Source organism: Sulfitobacter sp. SH24 (assembly GCF_965641895.1).
In the GTDB taxonomy this organism is placed as follows: Bacteria; Pseudomonadota; Alphaproteobacteria; order Rhodobacterales; family Rhodobacteraceae; genus Sulfitobacter; species Sulfitobacter dubius.
This window is the reverse complement of record NZ_OZ282575.1, coordinates 1888757-1907301: the sequence shown is the minus strand read 5'-3', so window position 1 is coordinate 1907301 and position 18545 is coordinate 1888757. Positions and strand designations below refer to the sequence as shown.

13 protein-coding genes and 1 pseudogene are annotated in these 18545 nt (G+C 54.0%); 10 read left to right on the top strand and 4 right to left on the bottom strand.

The window, feature by feature from the left end:
- The first annotated feature begins 104 nt into the window (after nucleotides 1–104).
- The 5 genes from ACSQ16_RS12005 (at nucleotide 105) to istB (ending at nucleotide 10327) form a co-directional block, all read left to right on the top strand.
- Complete coding sequence (locus tag ACSQ16_RS12005) at nucleotides 105–4991, top strand: DEAD/DEAH box helicase (protein WP_435988512.1); 4887 nt, start codon at nucleotides 105–107, stop codon at nucleotides 4989–4991.
- Between the two features lie 292 nt (nucleotides 4992–5283).
- Complete coding sequence (locus ACSQ16_RS12000) at nucleotides 5284–6957, top strand: anti-phage dCTP deaminase (RefSeq protein ID WP_435988511.1); 1674 nt, start codon at nucleotides 5284–5286, stop codon at nucleotides 6955–6957.
- 133 nt (nucleotides 6958–7090) lie between these two features.
- Nucleotides 7091–7465, top strand: coding sequence for a hypothetical protein (locus tag ACSQ16_RS11995; protein ID WP_435988510.1), 375 nt, complete (start codon nucleotides 7091–7093; stop codon nucleotides 7463–7465).
- Between the two features lie 563 nt (nucleotides 7466–8028).
- The gene (gene istA / locus ACSQ16_RS11990; RefSeq protein ID WP_435988799.1) at nucleotides 8029–9558 is read left to right on the top strand and encodes an IS21 family transposase; all 1530 of its coding nucleotides are present in this window, start codon (nucleotides 8029–8031) and stop codon (nucleotides 9556–9558) included.
- Nucleotides 9548–10327 carry an IS21-like element helper ATPase IstB gene (gene istB, locus ACSQ16_RS11985; protein WP_209217220.1) on the top strand — a complete coding sequence of 260 codons (780 nt, stop codon included), beginning with the start codon at nucleotides 9548–9550 and terminating at the stop codon, nucleotides 10325–10327. The genes istA and istB overlap by 11 nt, the downstream gene beginning before the upstream one ends.
- Before the next feature lie 86 nt (nucleotides 10328–10413).
- On the opposite strand, the gene ACSQ16_RS11980 is transcribed toward istB, so the two are convergent.
- The 3 genes and pseudogenes from ACSQ16_RS11980 to ACSQ16_RS11970 all read right to left on the bottom strand — a co-directional run bounded on the left by ACSQ16_RS11980 (nucleotide 10414) and on the right by ACSQ16_RS11970 (nucleotide 12531).
- Nucleotides 10414–11949, bottom strand: a complete 1536-nt coding sequence (locus ACSQ16_RS11980) for an IS3 family transposase (protein ID WP_435988509.1) — start codon at nucleotides 11947–11949, stop codon at nucleotides 10414–10416.
- Nucleotides 11950–12057: 108 nt separating this feature from the next.
- Nucleotides 12058–12168, bottom strand: a pseudogene (locus ACSQ16_RS11975) (transposase); the annotation flags it as partial.
- Nucleotides 12169–12225: 57 nt separating this feature from the next.
- Nucleotides 12226–12531, bottom strand: coding sequence for a hypothetical protein (locus ACSQ16_RS11970; protein ID WP_435988508.1), 306 nt, complete (start codon nucleotides 12529–12531; stop codon nucleotides 12226–12228).
- Nucleotides 12532–12715: 184 nt separating this feature from the next.
- On the opposite strand from ACSQ16_RS11970, the gene ACSQ16_RS11965 reads away from it, so the two are divergent.
- From ACSQ16_RS11965 to ACSQ16_RS11945, 5 genes are all read left to right on the top strand, one after another.
- Nucleotides 12716–13930, top strand: coding sequence for a MobA/MobL family protein (locus ACSQ16_RS11965; protein ID WP_435988798.1), 1215 nt, complete (start codon nucleotides 12716–12718; stop codon nucleotides 13928–13930).
- 598 nt (nucleotides 13931–14528) lie between these two features.
- Nucleotides 14529–14924, top strand: a complete 396-nt coding sequence (locus ACSQ16_RS11960; protein ID WP_435988507.1) for a hypothetical protein — start codon at nucleotides 14529–14531, stop codon at nucleotides 14922–14924.
- Complete coding sequence (locus tag ACSQ16_RS11955; RefSeq protein WP_435988506.1) at nucleotides 14917–15342, top strand: hypothetical protein; 426 nt, start codon at nucleotides 14917–14919, stop codon at nucleotides 15340–15342. The genes ACSQ16_RS11960 and ACSQ16_RS11955 overlap by 8 nt, the downstream gene beginning before the upstream one ends.
- 246 nt (nucleotides 15343–15588) lie before the next feature.
- Nucleotides 15589–16572 (top strand): ParB/RepB/Spo0J family partition protein, encoded by a 984-nt coding sequence (locus ACSQ16_RS11950; RefSeq protein WP_435988505.1) that lies wholly within the window; start codon nucleotides 15589–15591, stop codon nucleotides 16570–16572.
- Complete coding sequence (locus tag ACSQ16_RS11945) at nucleotides 16569–17210, top strand: AAA family ATPase (protein ID WP_435988504.1); 642 nt, start codon at nucleotides 16569–16571, stop codon at nucleotides 17208–17210. Before ACSQ16_RS11950 ends, ACSQ16_RS11945 begins: the two co-directional genes overlap by 4 nt.
- A 613-nt stretch (nucleotides 17211–17823) precedes the next feature.
- Here ACSQ16_RS11945 and ACSQ16_RS11940 read toward each other — a convergent pair.
- Nucleotides 17824–18372, bottom strand: a complete 549-nt coding sequence (locus tag ACSQ16_RS11940; protein WP_435988503.1) for a hypothetical protein — start codon at nucleotides 18370–18372, stop codon at nucleotides 17824–17826.
- Between the last annotated feature and the right edge of the window lie 173 nt (nucleotides 18373–18545).

The following is an 18545-nucleotide window of genomic DNA, read 5'->3' as shown; positions in this document are numbered from 1 at the left end:
AGTTGTAGCCTTAGGCTAAGGCTTCCCAGGTAAATGCAATTTGTAATGGTCGAAGGGCGCAATCGCCGGAGCGACCCTCAACTCGATGAAAAAGCAGTCTGAATATGTCCTCGCTTGATACCCTTCTTCAATCTTACAGAGACGCCGCAGTCACCGAACGCGAAAAAGGCACGTATTTCGAAAGGCTCGCGTGCGCCTATCTGACGGCCGATCCGGTGCAAGCTGAGGAATATTCTCAGGTTTGGACATGGTCTGACTGGGCAATTGAAACTGGGCGCAACGCTCAGGACATTGGAATCGACCTCGTCGCTAAGCTGCGCAATGAGGACGGTTTCGCGGCGATTCAATGCAAATTCTACTCGGCAGCACACCGGATTCAGAAGGCCGACATCAATAGTTTCATTGCGGCCTCCGGGAAGCCACCTTTCGTCCGCCGCATCGTGATGGATACAACCGAGGTTGAATGGGGTGTAAACGCAGAGGCCACGATTGTCGGCCAAGCTATTCCTGTAGTTCGGCTATCCCTCACGCATTTGCGCGAGAGCCCTATCGATTGGACGCACTTCGGGATCAAAGGCGAGGCGGTCCTCTCAGACAAAAAAGCGTTGCGGCCTCATCAGGTCGAAGCTTTGGAAGCTGTGCGGACTGGGCTTTCTGAGGCTGACCGAGGCAAACTCATCATGGCCTGCGGAACCGGAAAGACTTTTACTTCGCTCAAAATTGCAGAGGATCTGGTCGGCAAAGGGGGGCGTGTTCTCTTCATGGTTCCCTCCTTGGCCCTCATGTCTCAGACCGTGCGTGAGTGGACAAATGACACAGATACTCCTCTCCGATCTTTCGCAGTCTGCTCTGACGCGCAGGTAGGCAAGCGCCGGGTTTCAAATGACGATGCGGCTGAAATTGAGGCCCACGACCTTGCTTTTCCGGCCACAACTAAGCCCGAGCGGCTTGTCGAGAAGGCTGCACAGGAAGACCCTGAGCGGATGACGGTGGTTTTCTCGACTTACCAATCGATTGGCGTTCTCGATGCCGCACAAAAGTCAGGTTTGCCAGCATTTGACCTAATTGTCTGCGACGAGGCTCACCGAACCACTGGTGCGACTCTTGCCGGAGAGGAAGACTCGAATTTTGTCCGCATCCACGACGATGCCTATGTGGCGGGCCGCAAACGCCTCTACATGACTGCGACCCCTCGTATCTTCGGCGATGCCGTTAAGACCCGCGCGGACGAGGAATCCGCCGTCCTTACATCGATGGACGACGAGAAACTCTACGGCAAAACGTTGCTTCACAAGGGGTTTGGCTGGGCCGTCCAGAAAGGCTTGCTGACCGACTATAAGGTGATCGTTCTCGCCATGGACGAGGGCCTCGTCAGCGCCAGCGTCCAGAAGCGCTTGGCCGATGAGAACTCCGAACTCGAGCTGGATGACGCGACAAAGATCATCGGCTGCTACAAAGCCCTGACGAAACAAGACTTGAGGCAGGATCTGTCCTTCGATCCGCAGGCGATGAAACGCGCGCTTGCCTTTTGCAAGAGTATCGCAGCCTCCAAACTTATCCGGGATGAGTTCTCCAATGTGGTGGCCGAATATACCGGCGACGATGCGATGATCGACGACGAAGCGCCATCATCGCCGGACCGACTCGATATCGAGATCGAACACGTTGATGGCACCTTCAATGCCAAGTCGCGTAATCAGCTGCTCGATTGGCTGAAGGTTGGCTCGCAGGGCAACGCTGCGCGCATTCTTACCAACGCCCGCTGCCTATCCGAAGGCGTCGACGTGCCGTCTTTGGATGCGATCATGTTTTTACACCCGCGCAAGTCGTTGATCGACGTGGTGCAATCTGTAGGTCGTGTCATGCGCCGAGCTGAAGGTAAGAAAATGGGCTACGTCATCCTTCCGGTCGGCGTGCCGGCTGGCGTGGAGCCTGAGGTCGCGCTAAAGGACAACGAGCGCTACCGCGTCGTCTGGCAGATCCTGAACGCGCTCCGTGCGCATGACGAACGCTTCGACGGAACAATCAACCAGGCCTCACTCGGGCAAGACGTGTCCGATCGAATCGAGATCGTGGGCGTGACTAAGGAGTCCGAAGAGCTCAAGTCAATTACTCATGAAGTGGCCGAACTACCCAGCCGCAAGGCGCAACCTCAGGCCGGTCTGGGCACAGGGGGCGACGATAGCGACATTATCATCGAGAGCCCCAGCGCAGAGCAATACGAGCTTTTCATCGATGAGTTCTCTAAGGCTATCATGGCCAAGATCGTCAAGAAATGCGGCACCCGGGATTACTGGGAGGACTGGGCCACCAACATCGCCGAGATCGCGCAACGCCACATTTCGCGTATCACTGGCATTCTGGCGGAGCCAGACACCAAGGCCCGTAAGGCCTTTGACGGTTTCCTGGCTGAGCTGCGCGATGACCTAAATGACTCTATCACAGAACAGGACGCGATCGAGATGTTGGCCCAGCACCTTATCACGCGTCCCGTCTTCAAGGCGCTCTTTGCTGGGCACCAGTTCACCGATCAAAACCCTGTCAGCTGTGCTATGCAGCAAGTGCTGGATGTGCTGGACGAGAACCGCATCGACAAAGAAACAAAGGACCTTGAGAAGTTCTACGACAGCGTTCGCAACCGCGCCCAAGGGATCAGCGATCCCCAGGCCAAGCAGCGCTTGATCGTCGAGCTTTACGACAAGTTCTTCCGCAACGCCTTTCCCCGCACGACCGAGAAGCTGGGCATTGTCTACACACCGGTCGAGATCGTCGATTTCATCCTGCACTCGGTCAACGAGATGTTGCAGGATCATTTCGGCCAAACCCTCGGCTCGCGCGGCGTCCACATCATGGATCCTTTTACCGGAACTGGCACCTTCATCACCCGGCTGCTGCAATCGGGCCTAATCGCGCCGGAGGAGCTGGAGCACAAGTATCGTTATGAGATCCACGCCAACGAGATCGTCCTGCTCGCCTACTACATCGCCGCAATCAACATCGAAGCGGTCTATCAGGGCGAGGCCAAAAAAAACGACTACGTGCCCTTTGAGGGGATCTGCCTTACCGACACCTTCCAGATGTATGAGGGCAAGGACGAGCTGGCGCTCTATATGCCCGACAACTCCGAACGACGGACACGGCAAAGGGAGCTGGATATCCGTGTGATCGTGGGCAACCCGCCGTATTCTGCAGGTCAGAACAACGCCAATGACAACAATGCCAACGTGGGCTACCCGGGATTGGATGGGCGCATCAGCGAGACTTATGCGGCGCGATCAACTGCTACCCTCAAGAACTCGCTTTATGACAGCTATATTCGGGCGATCCGCTGGGCCTCTGATCGGATTGGGGATGCCGGCATCGTGGCCTTTGTAACAAACGCAGGCTGGGTTGACGGCAACGCTGCGGACGGGATGCGGGCCTGCTTGGCAGAGGAATTCACCGACCTTTACGTCTTCCATCTCCGTGGCAACCAGCGCACGAGCGGAGAGCGATCCCGCATGGAAGGCGGCAAGATCTTCGGCTCTGGCAGCCGAGCACCGATCGCCATCAGCGTCTTTGTTAAAAACCCGAACGCGGCGGAGCATGGTCGTATTTTCTTTCATGATATCGGCGACTACCTCGACCAAAAGCAGAAGCTGGCAATCATTCGAGACTTTGGCGCAGTAAACGCGATAGGTGAATCGGAAGGCTGGGAGCGGATTACACCGGACGATCAGAACGACTGGCTGAACCAGCGCGATGCAAGCTTTGATGCCTTCATCAAGATTGGAGACAAGAAAAGCAACGCCGCAGCTTCCATTTTCTCAGGATATTACAGCGGCGTCAAAACGGGTAGAGACGCTTGGTGCTACAATTTCTCCCAGTCAAAAGGAAGAAGCACGTGGGAGGGTATGGTTTCCTTCTACAATCATGAAGTCGATAGGTTCGGTGCAACAGCAGATCCCACCTCCGCAGAAGAGTTCATAGACACTGATCCGAAAAAAATCAGTTGGAACAGAATGGCTCGCCAGAGACTCTTACGAGGTAAACGGCTTATCGCTCGTGAAGGGACAGATACGCGAAGTCTTTATCGCCCTTACTGCGCCCAATGGCTGCATACCAATCTCGAGATCACTGACCTTTCCACGTCACTGAAATACGTGTTCCCTATTTCCGGTCAGCCAAATCGCGCGATGATGGTCACCGGACATGGGAGCAAAGACTTCTCTCTTGTCATGACTTCTGTGCCGCCCAGCTTCGATGCAATTGAGAAAGGCCAATGTTTCCCCCTCTACCTCTACGACCAGCAAGACGTGGACCCCGGTGGTCTCTTCGAAGGCCAGTCCTCCGGCCTCCAGCGCCGTGACGCGATCACTGGTGCCGGGCTGGCGCATTTCCAGGAGGCTTATCCGGGCGAGGCAATCACCAAGGAGGACATCTTCTACTACGTCTACGGCCTACTGCATTCGCCCGACTACCGCGACCGCTATGCCGACAATCTGACTAAGGAACTGCCCCGCATTCCCTGCGTCAAAACCTACGCCGACTTCCGCTCCTTCGCCGACGCCGGGCGACGCCTCGCCGACCTGCATGTGAACTACGAAACGGTGGAGCCATACTCCGTCACCTACAAGCAAGGCGCGCCTGCGCTGTGGAAGGTCGACGACCCCAAGGCCTTCTACCGCGTCACCAAGATGAAGTTCGGCGGCAAGGCCCGGGACAAGGACAAGACCACGGTGATCTACAACGCCAACATCACCATGACCGACGTGCCCTTGGAGGCCTACGACTACGTCGTCAACAGCAAGCCGGCGCTGGAATGGGTGATGGAGCGCCAGGTGGTCAAAACAGACAGGGCCAGCGGCATCGTCAATGACGCAAACGACTACGCCAACGAGACCATGAACAACCCGGCCTATCCGCTCGAGCTATTCCAGCGCGTAATCACGGTGAGCCTCAAGACGATGGAGGTTGTAAACGGCTTGCCGAAGTTGGACTTACACGAATGACCCGGGACTTAGGATTTGTCTGCGTCATAATTTCCTCTGCGCCGTCGGCCCAGCAAAGCTTTACATGTTGCTATAGCATCCGCACCACATGCCTTGGAAACGGCTGCAGTCATGGATCAAAGCTTCTTTGCCGCAGGTAAAATTCCCGACATCGAACAGAAAACAACGATTACAGATACGAGATAATACTCAATAACCAAGACAGGCGCAAAGAGGCACAAGCCATTGGCAGGCGATCAAAGGTATACTATCGCTTAACTAATTTTAGCTCTCATTTACAAAGGACAACAAAATGAACGTAAAGGCTGCTGAAGCTCCAAGGAAATTTCCAGAAATCACTGGAACGGGACAATCAATCCTTGAGAAACACCACAGCAAAGAATTGTTCATTGCCATCGTTGGGCCCGCAGGCTCAGGCGCGGGAACCGCAGCCAAGCTGCTTCAAGCGTTCTTTGAGGATGATGGATATAGCGCCGTAGTTATTAAGGCCAGCGAAATAATTAGGGAAGTATCACTCGCTTTCGAGCTCGCAGTTCCTCCGATAGATGGCCGGAAAAGCGTCGAAAGCATTACAACCATGCAGAACAGAGGTGATGATCTCCGACGTGGAAATTATCCCGGCGGAAAAGAGGACCATGCTGCAATAGCTCGCTTCCTCTTACGAAGGGTATCGACAGAACGGGCGAGAATGCAGGGGAGAGACGCCAGTAGTGCGGGTGACGTAGCACCTGATGGTCAGAAGCGTGTCTATATTATCGACTCACTTCGACACCCTGCGGAGGCGAATTTGCTAAGGCAAGTATATCAGGATTCCTTTGCTTTAATTGGAGTTGTGTGTGATCCGCATGTCCGCGAAAAGCGAATCCGCGAGAACTTCTTCGACCGAGCCGAGCGGGGAAGTGATATGAGCAAACAGCTTGTGAAGTCTTTTCTTGAGCGAGACGAGGACGCCCCTGAAAAGTTTGGGCAGCACGTTTCTGATACGTTCCATGAAGCAGACTTCTTTGTGGACAACTCGCAGGATGGGAATGAAACGCTAACTATCACAGGAATGAACGACCATCTCAAACGATTTGTCTCTCTTATCTCTCAGAAGAGTATAGTGCGTCCAAGTATATCAGAGACAGCCATGCATCATGCGCGCTCCGCACAAATGCGAAGCGCATGTCTTTCGCGTCAAGTCGGAGCTGCATTAGTTGATCGTAATGGAAATATCGTGGCGACTGGGACTAATGAGGTTCCGAAAGCAGGTGGGGGAGTTTACGGGGAGGGCTTTGACCAAGAGCATTCACACGATCATCGATGTGCATTTCGAGGTAAACCCTTTTGCAGCAGTAACCACGAGCAGAATGAAATAATCAGAGAACTAATAGGTCAGTTCCCGGGTCTTGTGGGAGAAGGTGGTGTCGATGAAGCACTTCGTAAAATAAGAAAGACGAGATTGGGCGGGCTTCTTGAATTTAGTCGCGCTGTGCATGCAGAAATGGACGCAATACTTTCCGCATCTGTAGTCGGCGTCTCACCGAAAGGGTGTCGACTTTATGTAACGACCTATCCATGTCACTATTGCGCGCGCCATATTGTTGCAGCAGGCATCGATGAAGTTCAATTCATCGAGCCTTATCCAAAAAGCAAGGCAACAGAGCTGCACGACGACGCGATCACAACGCAAGTCAGGAACTGGGAGCCTCCTTCGGCAGTGCGAACTGTTAACGATGGGCCTCTCCGAGGTGCTGAAGCAGAAGAGACAGGCGAACCGAGCCAACTTAAAGTCTTGTTCAGACCTTTCGTGGGCGTAGCGCCGCGCATGTATAGAAGAGTGTTCTTGAAAGATCGAGACTACAAAGATAAGATCACCGGCGAACGTGTGACTGGGCGCCCCGCTTGGGGTGGACCGCACGACAGCTACAAAGTTTCCTATGTCGAACTTGAGCGGGAACTGGGGTTAGAGGCAGAAAATGGTTAAGCCAAAACTCACCCTCGTAGATAACACGAACAGAGTTTATTTTCAGAAGCGTGCAAGCACGTATCCTGAAGCTTCGCCCAGGCAGCTATCTCTCTTTCCAGAGGATGAGCGGAACAGGATGGTTTTGATTGCAATGAGCGATCTGAACAAATTAGAATTTCGTGAGATCTTGGAAGATTCGAATCCAGTTGCGATAGTTGACGCTCGGAAATATCCAGACTTTTTTGGTTTCTATCGCTCTACCCAGTTTGCGCTGCAAAGTTTCGAACAGCTGTCTATACAATATGTTCATGCTCCGCTTCATTTTTCTGAGAATGGCAAAGCAGAAGACCTCTGGGAGGTTCGTCAATCTGCTACCATCGCTCTCCAGAAGGTAAGAAGCCAATTAGACCTCTTTGGAAATACTTGTTTGATGTTGACTTCATCGGCCTTCTCGAGGGCTCACAGTGAGAGGCTGCTTCTTTCTCTCTCCGTTTTTAGTAGAGATTGGCGCCTTGATGTCGTTTGAGGGAGCCAATGCAAAACCGATGACTGCTATTCTACAAGCCGCTCCATGAAATGAATCCCTCTTGCCAGGCGAAAAGTCCTTTTGTCTTGGTTAGACGTTATTAGATCCATTTACATGAGCTTACAGCGGTCGTAACGGAAAAAAGCGCTCGTCGTCCCTGAGTCCGGGATCCGCCCTCTATCTAACTTTTTGAGACAGCGGGCAAGAAGACACCAAGTTTAATTCTTCACAGCACTTTTATAGTAGGTCATGAATTGTCATGTTTCGCCAAGGAGTATCCGTTGCTACAAAGCCAAATTAAAAGGCAATTTCCATTTTCCTGAAATACTCGGGCGAAAATAGATGGATTGCTTCCCGTTCTCAGTGACGGACTTTTTCGAATTGAAGAATTTATACTCTCATACCTTACCGGCACAGTAGCGAATGTTGGAGCTTCTTGGGATTAGATAATGTTGATTGTCACTGAGAGCTGACCCGGTAGCCCCATAAATTGTCACTGAGAATTGACCCATGTGAACACACTGCCCCGACGGTTTTGGTTGGGGGGATTTGGAGTGATCGACATGGGATTTTTGAGTGTCATCAGACGCTGGGCATTGCGTGACAAAATGCCGATACGCGAGATCGCCCGGCGGACGGGTTTGTCTCGAAATACGATCAGGAAGTATCTGCGCGAAGGCGCGGTAGAGCCACAGTTCAAGACGCCCAAGCGTCCAAGCAGGCTGGATCCCTACGCGGATCGGCTATCAGCCTGGCTTTTGATCCAGACGCGGAAGTCGCGCAAGGAGCGGCGTACGATCAAGCAAATGCACGCTGATCTTGTGAAGTTAGGCTACGATGGTTCCTATGAACGCGTTGCCGCTTTTGCTCGGGCTTGGCGTGAAGATCGGCATCAAGCGGAGCAGACGACGGGGCGCGGCACCTACGTGCCTTTGGTGTTCGCGCCCGGCGAAGCCTTCCAATTCGATTGGAGCGAGGACTGGGCCAACATCGGCGGTGAGCGCGTCAAACTTCAGGTTGCGCATATCAAACTGTCACACAGCCGCGCCTTCTTGGTGCGGGCCTACCCGCTGCAAACGCACGAGATGCTGTTTGACGCCCACTGGCATGCATTCCGCGTGTTCGGCGGTGTGCCTGGTCGCGGGATCTATGACAATATGAAGACCGCCGTTGATCGTGTGGGCAAAGGCAAGCAGCGGGATGTCAATGCACGCTTCAAGGCTATGGCCAGCCACTACGTATTTGAGCCCGAGTTCTGCAATCCGGCAGCCCGTTGGGAGAAAGGCCAGGTTGAGAAGAACGTGCAGGATGCGCGCAACCGCATGTGGCAGGTCATGCCGGTCTGCGCCGATCTGGCAGAGCTGAACCAATGGCTTGAAGACCGCTGTATCGCCCTTTGGACAGAGACACCGCACAAGGCATTGCCGGGGTCCATCGCTGACGTGTGGGAGGCCGAGAAGCCAACGCTGATGGCACTGCCGCCGGCATTCGATGGCTTTATCGAACACAGTAAGCGTGTGTCACCCACTTGCCTGATCACGTTCGAACGCAATCGCTACAGCGTTCCTGCCAGCTTTGCGAACCGCCGTGTCAGTTTGCATGTCTATCCCGAACGGCTGGTCGTGGTCGCTGAAGGGCAAGCGGTTTGCAAGCATGCGCGGATCATCGAGCGATCTCATCGCAAGCCCGGCAAGGTCATCTATGATTGGCGCCACTATCTCGCTGTTATCCAACGCAAACCGGGCGCACTTCGGAATGGCGCGCCGTTCACGGAGATGCCGGATGCCTTCCGTCAATTGCAGGATCACATGCTGCGTAAAGAAGGCGGTGACCGAGAGATGGTGGACATTCTGTCTTTGGTTCTTCAGCACAACGAAGAGGACGTTTTGCGTGCAGTGGAACTGGCACTTGAAGCGGGCGTCCCCACCAAGACGCACATCCTGAACCTGTTGCATCGATTGATCGACCGCAGACCGACAGATCACCCAGAGGTCGATCCGCCGGACGCACTGGCATTGCAGACAACTCCAGAGGCCAACGTCGCTCGCTATGACGGGTTGCGAAAGACTGAGGAGAAGCGCCATGCGTCATGACCCAGCAGGAGCCTCTATCGTCATCATGCTGCGCAGTCTCAAGCTATACGGCATGGCAAATGCGATTGAAGACTTGGTCGCCCAGGGCGCGCCAGCGTTCGAAGCTGCCACACCAATGCTGTCACAGCTGCTCAAGGCCGAGATCGCCGAACGCGAGGTGCGGTCCATCGCCTACCACACGAAGGTTGCCCGCTTCCCCGCATACAAGGATCTGACGGGCTTCGACTTTGCATCGAGTGAGATCAACGAAGCGACAGTGCGGCAGCTACACCGATGCGAGTTTATCGAAGCGGCCGAGAATGTTGTTTTGATCGGCGGTCCCGGAACGGGCAAGAGCCATACAGCCACGGCAATCGGCGTCCAAGCCATCGAACATCACCGGCGTAAGGTGCGCTTCTTCTCGACCGTGGAATTGGTCAACGCGCTGGAACAGGAGAAGGCACTTGGTAAAGCAGGGAAGCTGGCCGAGATGCTGACGAAGGTCGACTTGGTCATCTTGGACGAACTCGGCTACCTGCCGTTCAGTTCAACGGGCGGGGCGCTGCTCTTCCATCTGCTCAGCAAGCTCTACGAGCGCACCAGCGTCATCATAACCACAAACCTCAGCTTCTCAGAATGGGCACAGGTCTTCGGGGATGCAAAGATGACAACCGCACTCCTCGATAGGCTGACCCACCGCTGCCACATCCTCGAAACCGGAAACGACAGCTACCGCTTCAAGGCCAGCGCTGAGGCTGCAAAGAAAACACGAAAGGAGCCAAAACATTGACCGCGTCATAAACCACGACGCATAACTGAGGGTGGGTCAAATCTCGGTGAAAATACCGGGGGTGCGGACAAAAACTTGGACTGTTTTCACGGCATAAGGCCGAGGCTTTTACGGTACTCAATTGGGCTTCTGCCACCAAGGGACATCTTGATGCGTGTTTCGTTATACCAACGGATGTAGGCGTCAACCTCGTCAATAAACTGGGCCACGGTGAAGGCTCGCCAATGGCGAGGATAGAAGAACTCAGTCTTCAGGCGTCCGAAGAAGCCTTCACATGCGGCATTGTCCTGCGAACTCGCCTTTCGTGACATCGAACGAACGAGCTTTGCTGCATCGATACGTTCCAGCCAGCCAGGCCAGCGATAGTGGCCTCCGCGATCGCTGTGGACGATGGGCCGCACTTCGCTGTCAGCGATGGTCTCTACCGCTGCATCAAGCATTGAGTTTACGAGATCGGCATCCGGTCTGGTCCCTATGGTCCAACTTAAGACGAGGCCGTCGAAGCAATCGATGATTGGGGAAAGATAGACTTTTCCCGCTCGGATGTGGAACTCGGTGATATCGGTCAGCCACTTCTCGTTTGGCGCTGCCGTCTGGAATTTTCGGTTGATGATATTCTCCGGCGCAGGACTAATCTCACCCAGATATGAGCTGTAACGTCGGCGCTTCGGCTTAGGGACGATCAAAGCTTCCTGCTTCATCAGGCGCCGCACCACTTTTTCGGAGATCGAGATGGAGTCCCGCGTCATATATGCTTTGAGGCGACGGTAGCCGTAACAGCGATGGTTGCTTTCGAAAGCCTCCTTCATGGCCTGTCGAATGGGAAGATACTTATCTCCCTGTTTCATGCGAGCGCGGTGGTAAAAGTACGAGCTGCGCGCGAGACCCAGCCGAGCCAACAGCGCTGGTGTCTTATACCGTTTTTTTAGGGCGACGATCAGCATGGTTTTTTCCCGATTGCTCAGGCTCTGCAGATCGCCGCCGAGTTCCTTTTTTATCATTTCACTCGCAGTCTTGAGCAGATCATGCTCAATCTGGAGCTCGCGAATGTCACGCAGCAGTGCTTCACGCTGACGCTCCAACGCTTCAAGCTCTGGGGGAAGGACACTCTTCTTGCGTTTCATCATGGCAGGAGCCTCCGGGCCAAGGATCTGTGTTTTCCAAGCATAGAGCGTCGGCCGACTAACTCCGAACTTTTCGGCCAGGGCCTGGGCACTTTCTTGACGGCTATATAGCCCGGCCACAGCAGCCTGCTTCACGGCGTCAGAGTGGTTGCCAGGGCCATATGCCGCGTTGGAGGCCGGCTTCATGTCAGGAAAGGCCTCGCGTACCCAAGCCGTCATTGTGGCTCGGCCTGGATAGCCTAAAGCACTCAGCGTCCATGAGATGCAGCGGCCATGGGTTGCATAATGTTCTAACGCCACCTGCTTTTGCGCCAGCGAGAATTTAGGCGGGCGTGGCGCCGATCGTATCGGCAAGTCCTGCAGACGTTGGTATTCTCGATACCACCCTTTAAGGGCGTTCTTCGTTGGATACCCCAACTCACGGATGGTGGCCTGAGCGCGCTTGCCGAGCTTGATATAAAGCTTAACCGCGCGCAGTCGTTCTTCGTAGCTGTACATGAACTATCTCCAAGATAGTCCAACTTTTCGTCCGCACCCCCACCGGGTCAGCTCTCAGTGACAATCAACAGCCCGGCGACTTCTGATTGTGGGAATGATAGTGGCCGGCAGTTCGCTGTTACGGAACCGGAGATGGCAGTTCCTGGAGAAGGATGAGTGGTCCGGAAACCGTTCGCTTAGATCAAGACGGCAGTACCAGCGATATGACAAGTCGCCATGCCTGTGCTACAGGTTGCTGTGGGGCTGCGAGGCGCCCCTATATGAAAGCCATGTTGTCTATAGCGTTTCCGTTCGCTCTTCCAGGCCAAGAAAAATGCGGTCACTTTTCCGAGAAACTCGGTCGTGCAACGCCAACATCATGCGGTCGGCTCTGCTCGCATCCTCAATTTGCCGTCCTTCGGTTTTGCCTGTTTCATCGCGCCACTTTGCAATGATATCCAAGACCGCCGCGCCATAGAGAATTTTGCGTCGAGTCTCATCCCGGCGCGCTTGCTTCCGGGCCACCGCCTTTAAGTCTTTCAACTTGGCCTGTGCTTCCTCAATGCGCGTTTCCAGGTCATGGTTCTTCTCGCTTGGTTTCATAGATCAACTCCTTCCCCCTGAGAAGGAAGTAGGCGCCTCATCAGAATCTCGCAAAAAAAATTGGCGAAGGCATTCTGCCCGCGAGCCGGAGGCAAGCGCGCAGTTACGCAAACTGAAGTTTGCTGCGCGCCTCGCCGGCGGGGCTGAAGGAGCGGATATTGTGCTCGAGCACAACATCTTAGACATGATACATCCTGCCAGTAGACTTGAGGTCGTAATCCATTCCAGAGCTGACGGACGAAACGCCGTCAAATCCGGCGCTTATTGTGCCCGCTCCTCATGGCGTGATGGGCGCACGGGTAGGTACTTTCGGTCTGCCAGGAAAGGTGGGCTTCTGTCTCACGAGCTAATCAACTGGGAAGGGACAGCTGCGATGCTTTGGAACAATGCGGAGATGGCCGAGACACGTGGCAATGCGCGCGTCGTCCGGGAACTGCGCCCCAGCCTGCCGGCCGAGCTACCGCTGGCCGAGCAGGTGAGGCTCGTTCGTGGATTCTGCCTCTGGCTCAGAGATAACTACGGCGTCGCCATGCAGGCAGACATCCATGCACCGAGGTTCCTGGATGGCGCTAAGGAAAATCGCCATCAGGCCGGCAAGATTGCCATGGCGCAAGAAGACTATCTCGAATCTCTTTTTGATCCCAGCCGCACAAACCGGAACTTCCATGCGCACATCCTGATGACGACTCGAGAGGTATGCCCACTCACCGGCGCCTTCGGTGGGAAGACGCGGATTCTCGACGATCGAAAAACGGGGCCTGAGGAAATCCTGCGACTGAGGCAGGAATGGGAAAGCAGAACCAATGCCGCATTGAAGCGCATCGGTTCACAGGCACGTATAGATTTGCGATCCTACAGAACCATGGCAGCCGATGGAAATGCGCCCGACGGCTTGATTGCTCAGGATCATCTTGGGCCCCGTCGGGCGGCGCGGTCGCGACGATTGCGCGAAGAGGGCGAAGACACCAGCATTGCAGGGAGGCGGCGTCAGGCGACCCAAACCCACAACAATACCGCATGGCAGGCATGGATGCTGTTACGTGCGTTGGAGCGGGAAAAATCAAGGGATTCCGCTGCGGTGATCGCGCAGGAGCGCGAAGCTGCACGCAAAAAAGAAGCGGATGCTGAACGGCACCGTCTTCAGACAGCTCGATCAGCGGAGGACGCGGAAGCGGCCATCTCGCAGGCGACCCAGTTCGACAGCATCAAGACGGGCTCGGCGCTTTTCCAGGCGCTTTCTTGGGCCTCTCAAAAAACTGACGAGCCTGCTTCCCAAAAGCCAGACGAGTTTTCTTCAGAGGTCGATTTGGAAACCTACGAGCCGCCGCCAGCGGCGTCGCACCCGAAACCGGTTCTCGAGGTAAAACGCGTGCGAGTTCGAGGGCCACGTTCTCGATGACCAAGGGCGTGTCTTTAGCTTCGGCCCGAGTTTCGAACTCATCAAGCCATTCGGCCAAGTACGAAGTTTCCACCTTCAGTTGGCCGAATTTATGTGTTCGGCATCAAGCTGCGCAGAAGCAACCTCATGGATCGCAGAATGCCGAAAATTCTGCTTGGTAGTTCGCACCATCACATTTCGAACCATCGTCTTTATCGAAACTGTGAGGATGCAATAGGGACAACATTGGCGTGGCCAATTTAGTGCCAGGTCAGAGCCAACCTGTGTGCAGGTACCTGGGATGCGAGCTGGAAGTGCACTGGAAGCAGCGTGCAACTGCCGGAGGCATCAATACGGGGCAGGGACCAAAGCGCTGAGGGGGCAAGAAAGCCGTCGGTTCCTTTCTGAAGTCGAAGTTGCCGTGAAGATGCTTTGCCACATGAAGGGACATCATCGGTCGATCCAGGATCGTTTTGGTCTCCCAGTGCCCCCTTTGCGAAGGCACCGGGAGACCAAAACAATCCCTGAACGGATCAAGCCACTTAGGCTGCGCTCCTCGACATAGGAAGATGAATAGTGGCCGATCTTGTCACCCGAGGCATCCTGCCGAGGGCATTGAATGGAGAACGAGATGTTCGAAGTTCCACAACCAACCACCCCACGTCACCACTTTGCAGAAAGGTATCACCAGGCGGTCCAACACGCCGCGTTCCTACTCGGCGGGAAGCAATCTTTGCGCAAAGCGCAGATCTTTCTGGACGACCTGTGCCGTGGAGGACCGATCACCCGCCGGATGCTTCAAGACGCCTACATGCTTCAAGCGCTGATCGCAGAACCATCTGTTTGCGAGTGCAAAAGCAAAAATGCGGCAGGGCGCATCAGACCGAATGCTATCGATGCGTATTCGGTAGAAATCGACCTGCTGGCGGAAGCGTTCGAGGAGGCTTTGAGCCAATATCAGTTTCGGACCAGTGGGAACCGGAAGGCTGTTGTAAAGGAGAACCCCTATGCTTGATCAATACGTGCATCAGGAGGCGCTTTCGCGCGCTATTTTCGAGGCTGTTGAGACCGCCCGCGAGGTCGCGGAAGCTTGGTCCCAATTCGAAGCGATGGGGGAACTCGTCAAGGGTAATCTTGACCCGATAGCAAGCGTGCTACGCGGCGATTTGGTTGCGGACAGCTTTACGGAAAAGGTGGTTCACAACCTGCAGGAACTCGCGGAAAGCATTGAACCAGCCATTTCCTCCGAAACGCGTACCTCGCTCCACTTCGATGAATGCTGCACTTCGGGCTCGTGGGAGGAGATACACATGACCGAGCGCGGGTATGCGCTCCTTCGGATGCAGAAGGCAGTAGCCAGACTGGCTGATCGAATTTCGACAGTACTTAACGTGAAGAATGCCGAGAAGTTGTCCAGTTTACTAAGTGTTTAATTGGTTTGGTCGAGGGGAACCCCTCGGCCGATTTTTGATGTGCAGCAGCGCATGTCAGCAAGCCTTTCCTCAAAACCGAGACATCACTTGGAAAGAGCCCTAATTCGCGCGCTAAAGCGATTTCAAATTTTTAACCAAACCTACTTCCGAGTTCTGAAAATGAACAGATATCCCCTTCGTGAAAGGGATTAGGCCCAGAACATTTGTGCATTTTCAGCACAAAGACAGCATTAAGGAGAACATCACATGACGTATCGGAAGAACGCGAGCCTTCGTGCCATCGCCGCAGCAGAGTGCGCGCCGAGCCAAAAGTTGGCAGCTGCCAACATGTCCGAAACAGTGATAGAAATTTCGCCAGATGACATTGATCGGAGCGCCGGTCTCAGGGATCGGTTCTCACTTTTGCCAGAGGGTTTTGATGCCCTGAAGGCAAGCATAGAGGAGCACGGCCAACAACAACCTATCCTCGTTGGCCCATCCGATCCGCATACGGGCAAATATCCAATCATTGCCGGGCGCACTCGGCTTCGTATCGCATCCCTCTTGGGGATTCCGCTTAAGGCGATTGTGCGACCAATCGAAGGGGATGCGAGATTGGCAGCTCAATTGCAGGAAAATCTTGCCAGAACCGACTACACAGTCGGCGATAAAATCGGCATCATGATTGAACTAAAGAAATTGTCTTACAAGCAAATTCGCATCGCCAAGATGATGAACCTCTCGACAACCGATATTTCAAAGCTGCTTGGGATATACGGGAAGCTAAAAGACCTCGCAAAGACTGAAGAGTTTCCCAGGGCGCTTCTTTCGTCAAGGGCAGGTCGTCCCAAATGGGAGAGGCTGGTCAAAGCACTACAAGAGTTGCCGCATAACTCACAGAGTAAAGTCTGCGGGAAGGTTATTGATCGAATATACCGTAGTTCTAATGATCCTATTTTACTGGCTATGATAGCGATCAGGGAGGCCGCAGACGATCCTCTTTCCGTAACGGCTTATAGGCCGCCTGAAAAGTCGTATGAAAAGGCAAGAACCGCACTCGCAAGCGCGACTTTCAACACGCGTGATCTTTGCAGGTTAGAATATGAGGGTGATTCATACGTGAACGCCCTCCTTCAAAAGGCTATTCAGATCGAACATGCCACTCTGAAGGCCATGATCATGAAGCGTTTTGACGTGCTGGTCGCGGAGGCAATGAGCAGCGACCAAACAGGCGATCGGAGCGCGCTATGACTAAGATCATAAGCTTAGTTGGGCAAAAAGGGGGCAGCGGCAAGTCAACAATTGCAGTTCATCTCGCCATGGAGGCGCTTTTGTCTCGCGAAGGATGTCAGGTAGCAATCATCGACACCGATCCGCAAGGATCGGTGATGGAATGGTCTCGGATGCGGGGAGATGAAAATCCTGTTGTAGTTTCCGCCACACTGACGACATTGGTTCAAACCTTAGACCAAGCACAGCAAGATTGTTTCGACTACGTCATAATTGATACGCCCGGTAGGGATGATTGGGCGCTGTTTGATCTCGTTGCCCGAAAATCCGATCTCATCCTACTGCCGCTGCGTCCGTCGCTCTTTGATGTGCGTGCTGTCGCAAGCACGGTAAGCCTTCTCAATAACAAAGACTGTAGAAAGCTATTTTTGCTATCGCAAACGTCGGCGCGCGGAAATCAGGTTGCAGATGTAGAAGCATATTGTAGCAGCGCACACGCAGAGGTACCTATTGCTGCTTCAAAAATTGGGTACCGAGTAGCTTTTCAGCACGCTGTGATTGACGGTCGAGGAATTCAAGAGTTTGGCAGGACCGGAAAGAAGGGGCAGTTAGAAATGGCGGGGCTTTTCGAAGAAATACTGAGGCTAATTAGCAATTAGACAAACCGTGATGATCACCCAACTTTAGGTCATCTCGAAAAATCGCCCCAAATCCGGTGCTGCATTATCTTTGGTTGGAAGAACCTGCACAGGTGAACTGGCAATGATGCAGATGGGTTTGGACGGTCGACCAAAACGCCTTGCGGGCGAGACGGCACTTGTAGCCGGAGGACGGTCCGGGATGGGACAGGCGACTGCGGGCGGAAGGAGCCCATGTGTTCACGGCACATGGAGAAGAAGATCCGGAGTTCGACGCCATTGCAGCCGACTTCTCGGATCCGGATACCCCGAGAGAAGGTCGTCGACGCTGTTCACTCGCGCTCAAGACGGCTGCAGATGCATCTGACTAAATGTGGTCTTGATCAGAAATCGAATTTCTCCAATGGCAAACTCGTAGATCGGAATGGGCAATTATTGCCTTTCGGTGTTCCACATCTCTCAATCGCGGCAGATGCCAACGGGCAGGATCCATTCGTAAATGCGGCCCTGAGCTGTCGCTTAGATGACCTGCGAAAGCGACTGCTCGCTGCGGCTCACGCCGGACCAGGTCGTTATTTATCTGCTTATCAGTAGCAAACCATAAGCCGGTAGCCTCTCGAACGCTGCTCGCTTCTTATCTGTGCAAATGTTCAGATATTTCAGCTCGAAAGCTGGCCAGTATGGCGTTCGCATCTTCCGCTAATTTATCGCAGGGCCGCGCACCACCAAGGCTGCAGTTAGGCCGGGTGAGCCAATGTATAAGCGCCATCTGACTGTCCCAGTCGTTTAAGCGCATCTTCATTAACTCAATAAGTACAGGAAAAAACCGCTGCCTGATCACGTCGAACTGGAATAGAGGGTAGGCCGCCTGTCCCTCATTGTCGAAGCGTAGGATCTGCCCATCGTCCTCGTGACGTGTCAGGGTGGCAGCAGGATCCATGCCTGAGAGGCCCAACAAGACACAAGCTTCATCCTGATTCACCATCGAGACAGATCGATAGATTTCAGCTCGCAGCACATCTTTTGCAGAGACGATGTTGCCGTTTTCGTCGAGACCAACCCCAAGCCCGAGCAGTCGCCGTCTTTTCCAGAACGCCTCTTCCTCTGGGGTGGCCTCATCCATCTTCTTGGAGAACCATTCTATCCACACTGAGTCTGATCCATCTGGTTTTGTGTCTATCATCAACGCGTTCTCCTTCCGCTTAACCTACTCTACCACAATAATCGTTCTGAGGTTAACGGGCGTTAGATTTGCTCCAGTTTTGGACTGCTCGATTGCGGATCAAAAGGTCCTTGGTTCGATATTAAAATGCAAGCTAATGAGATGAACTGCCTTCCCATCAAACCGCAGCTATT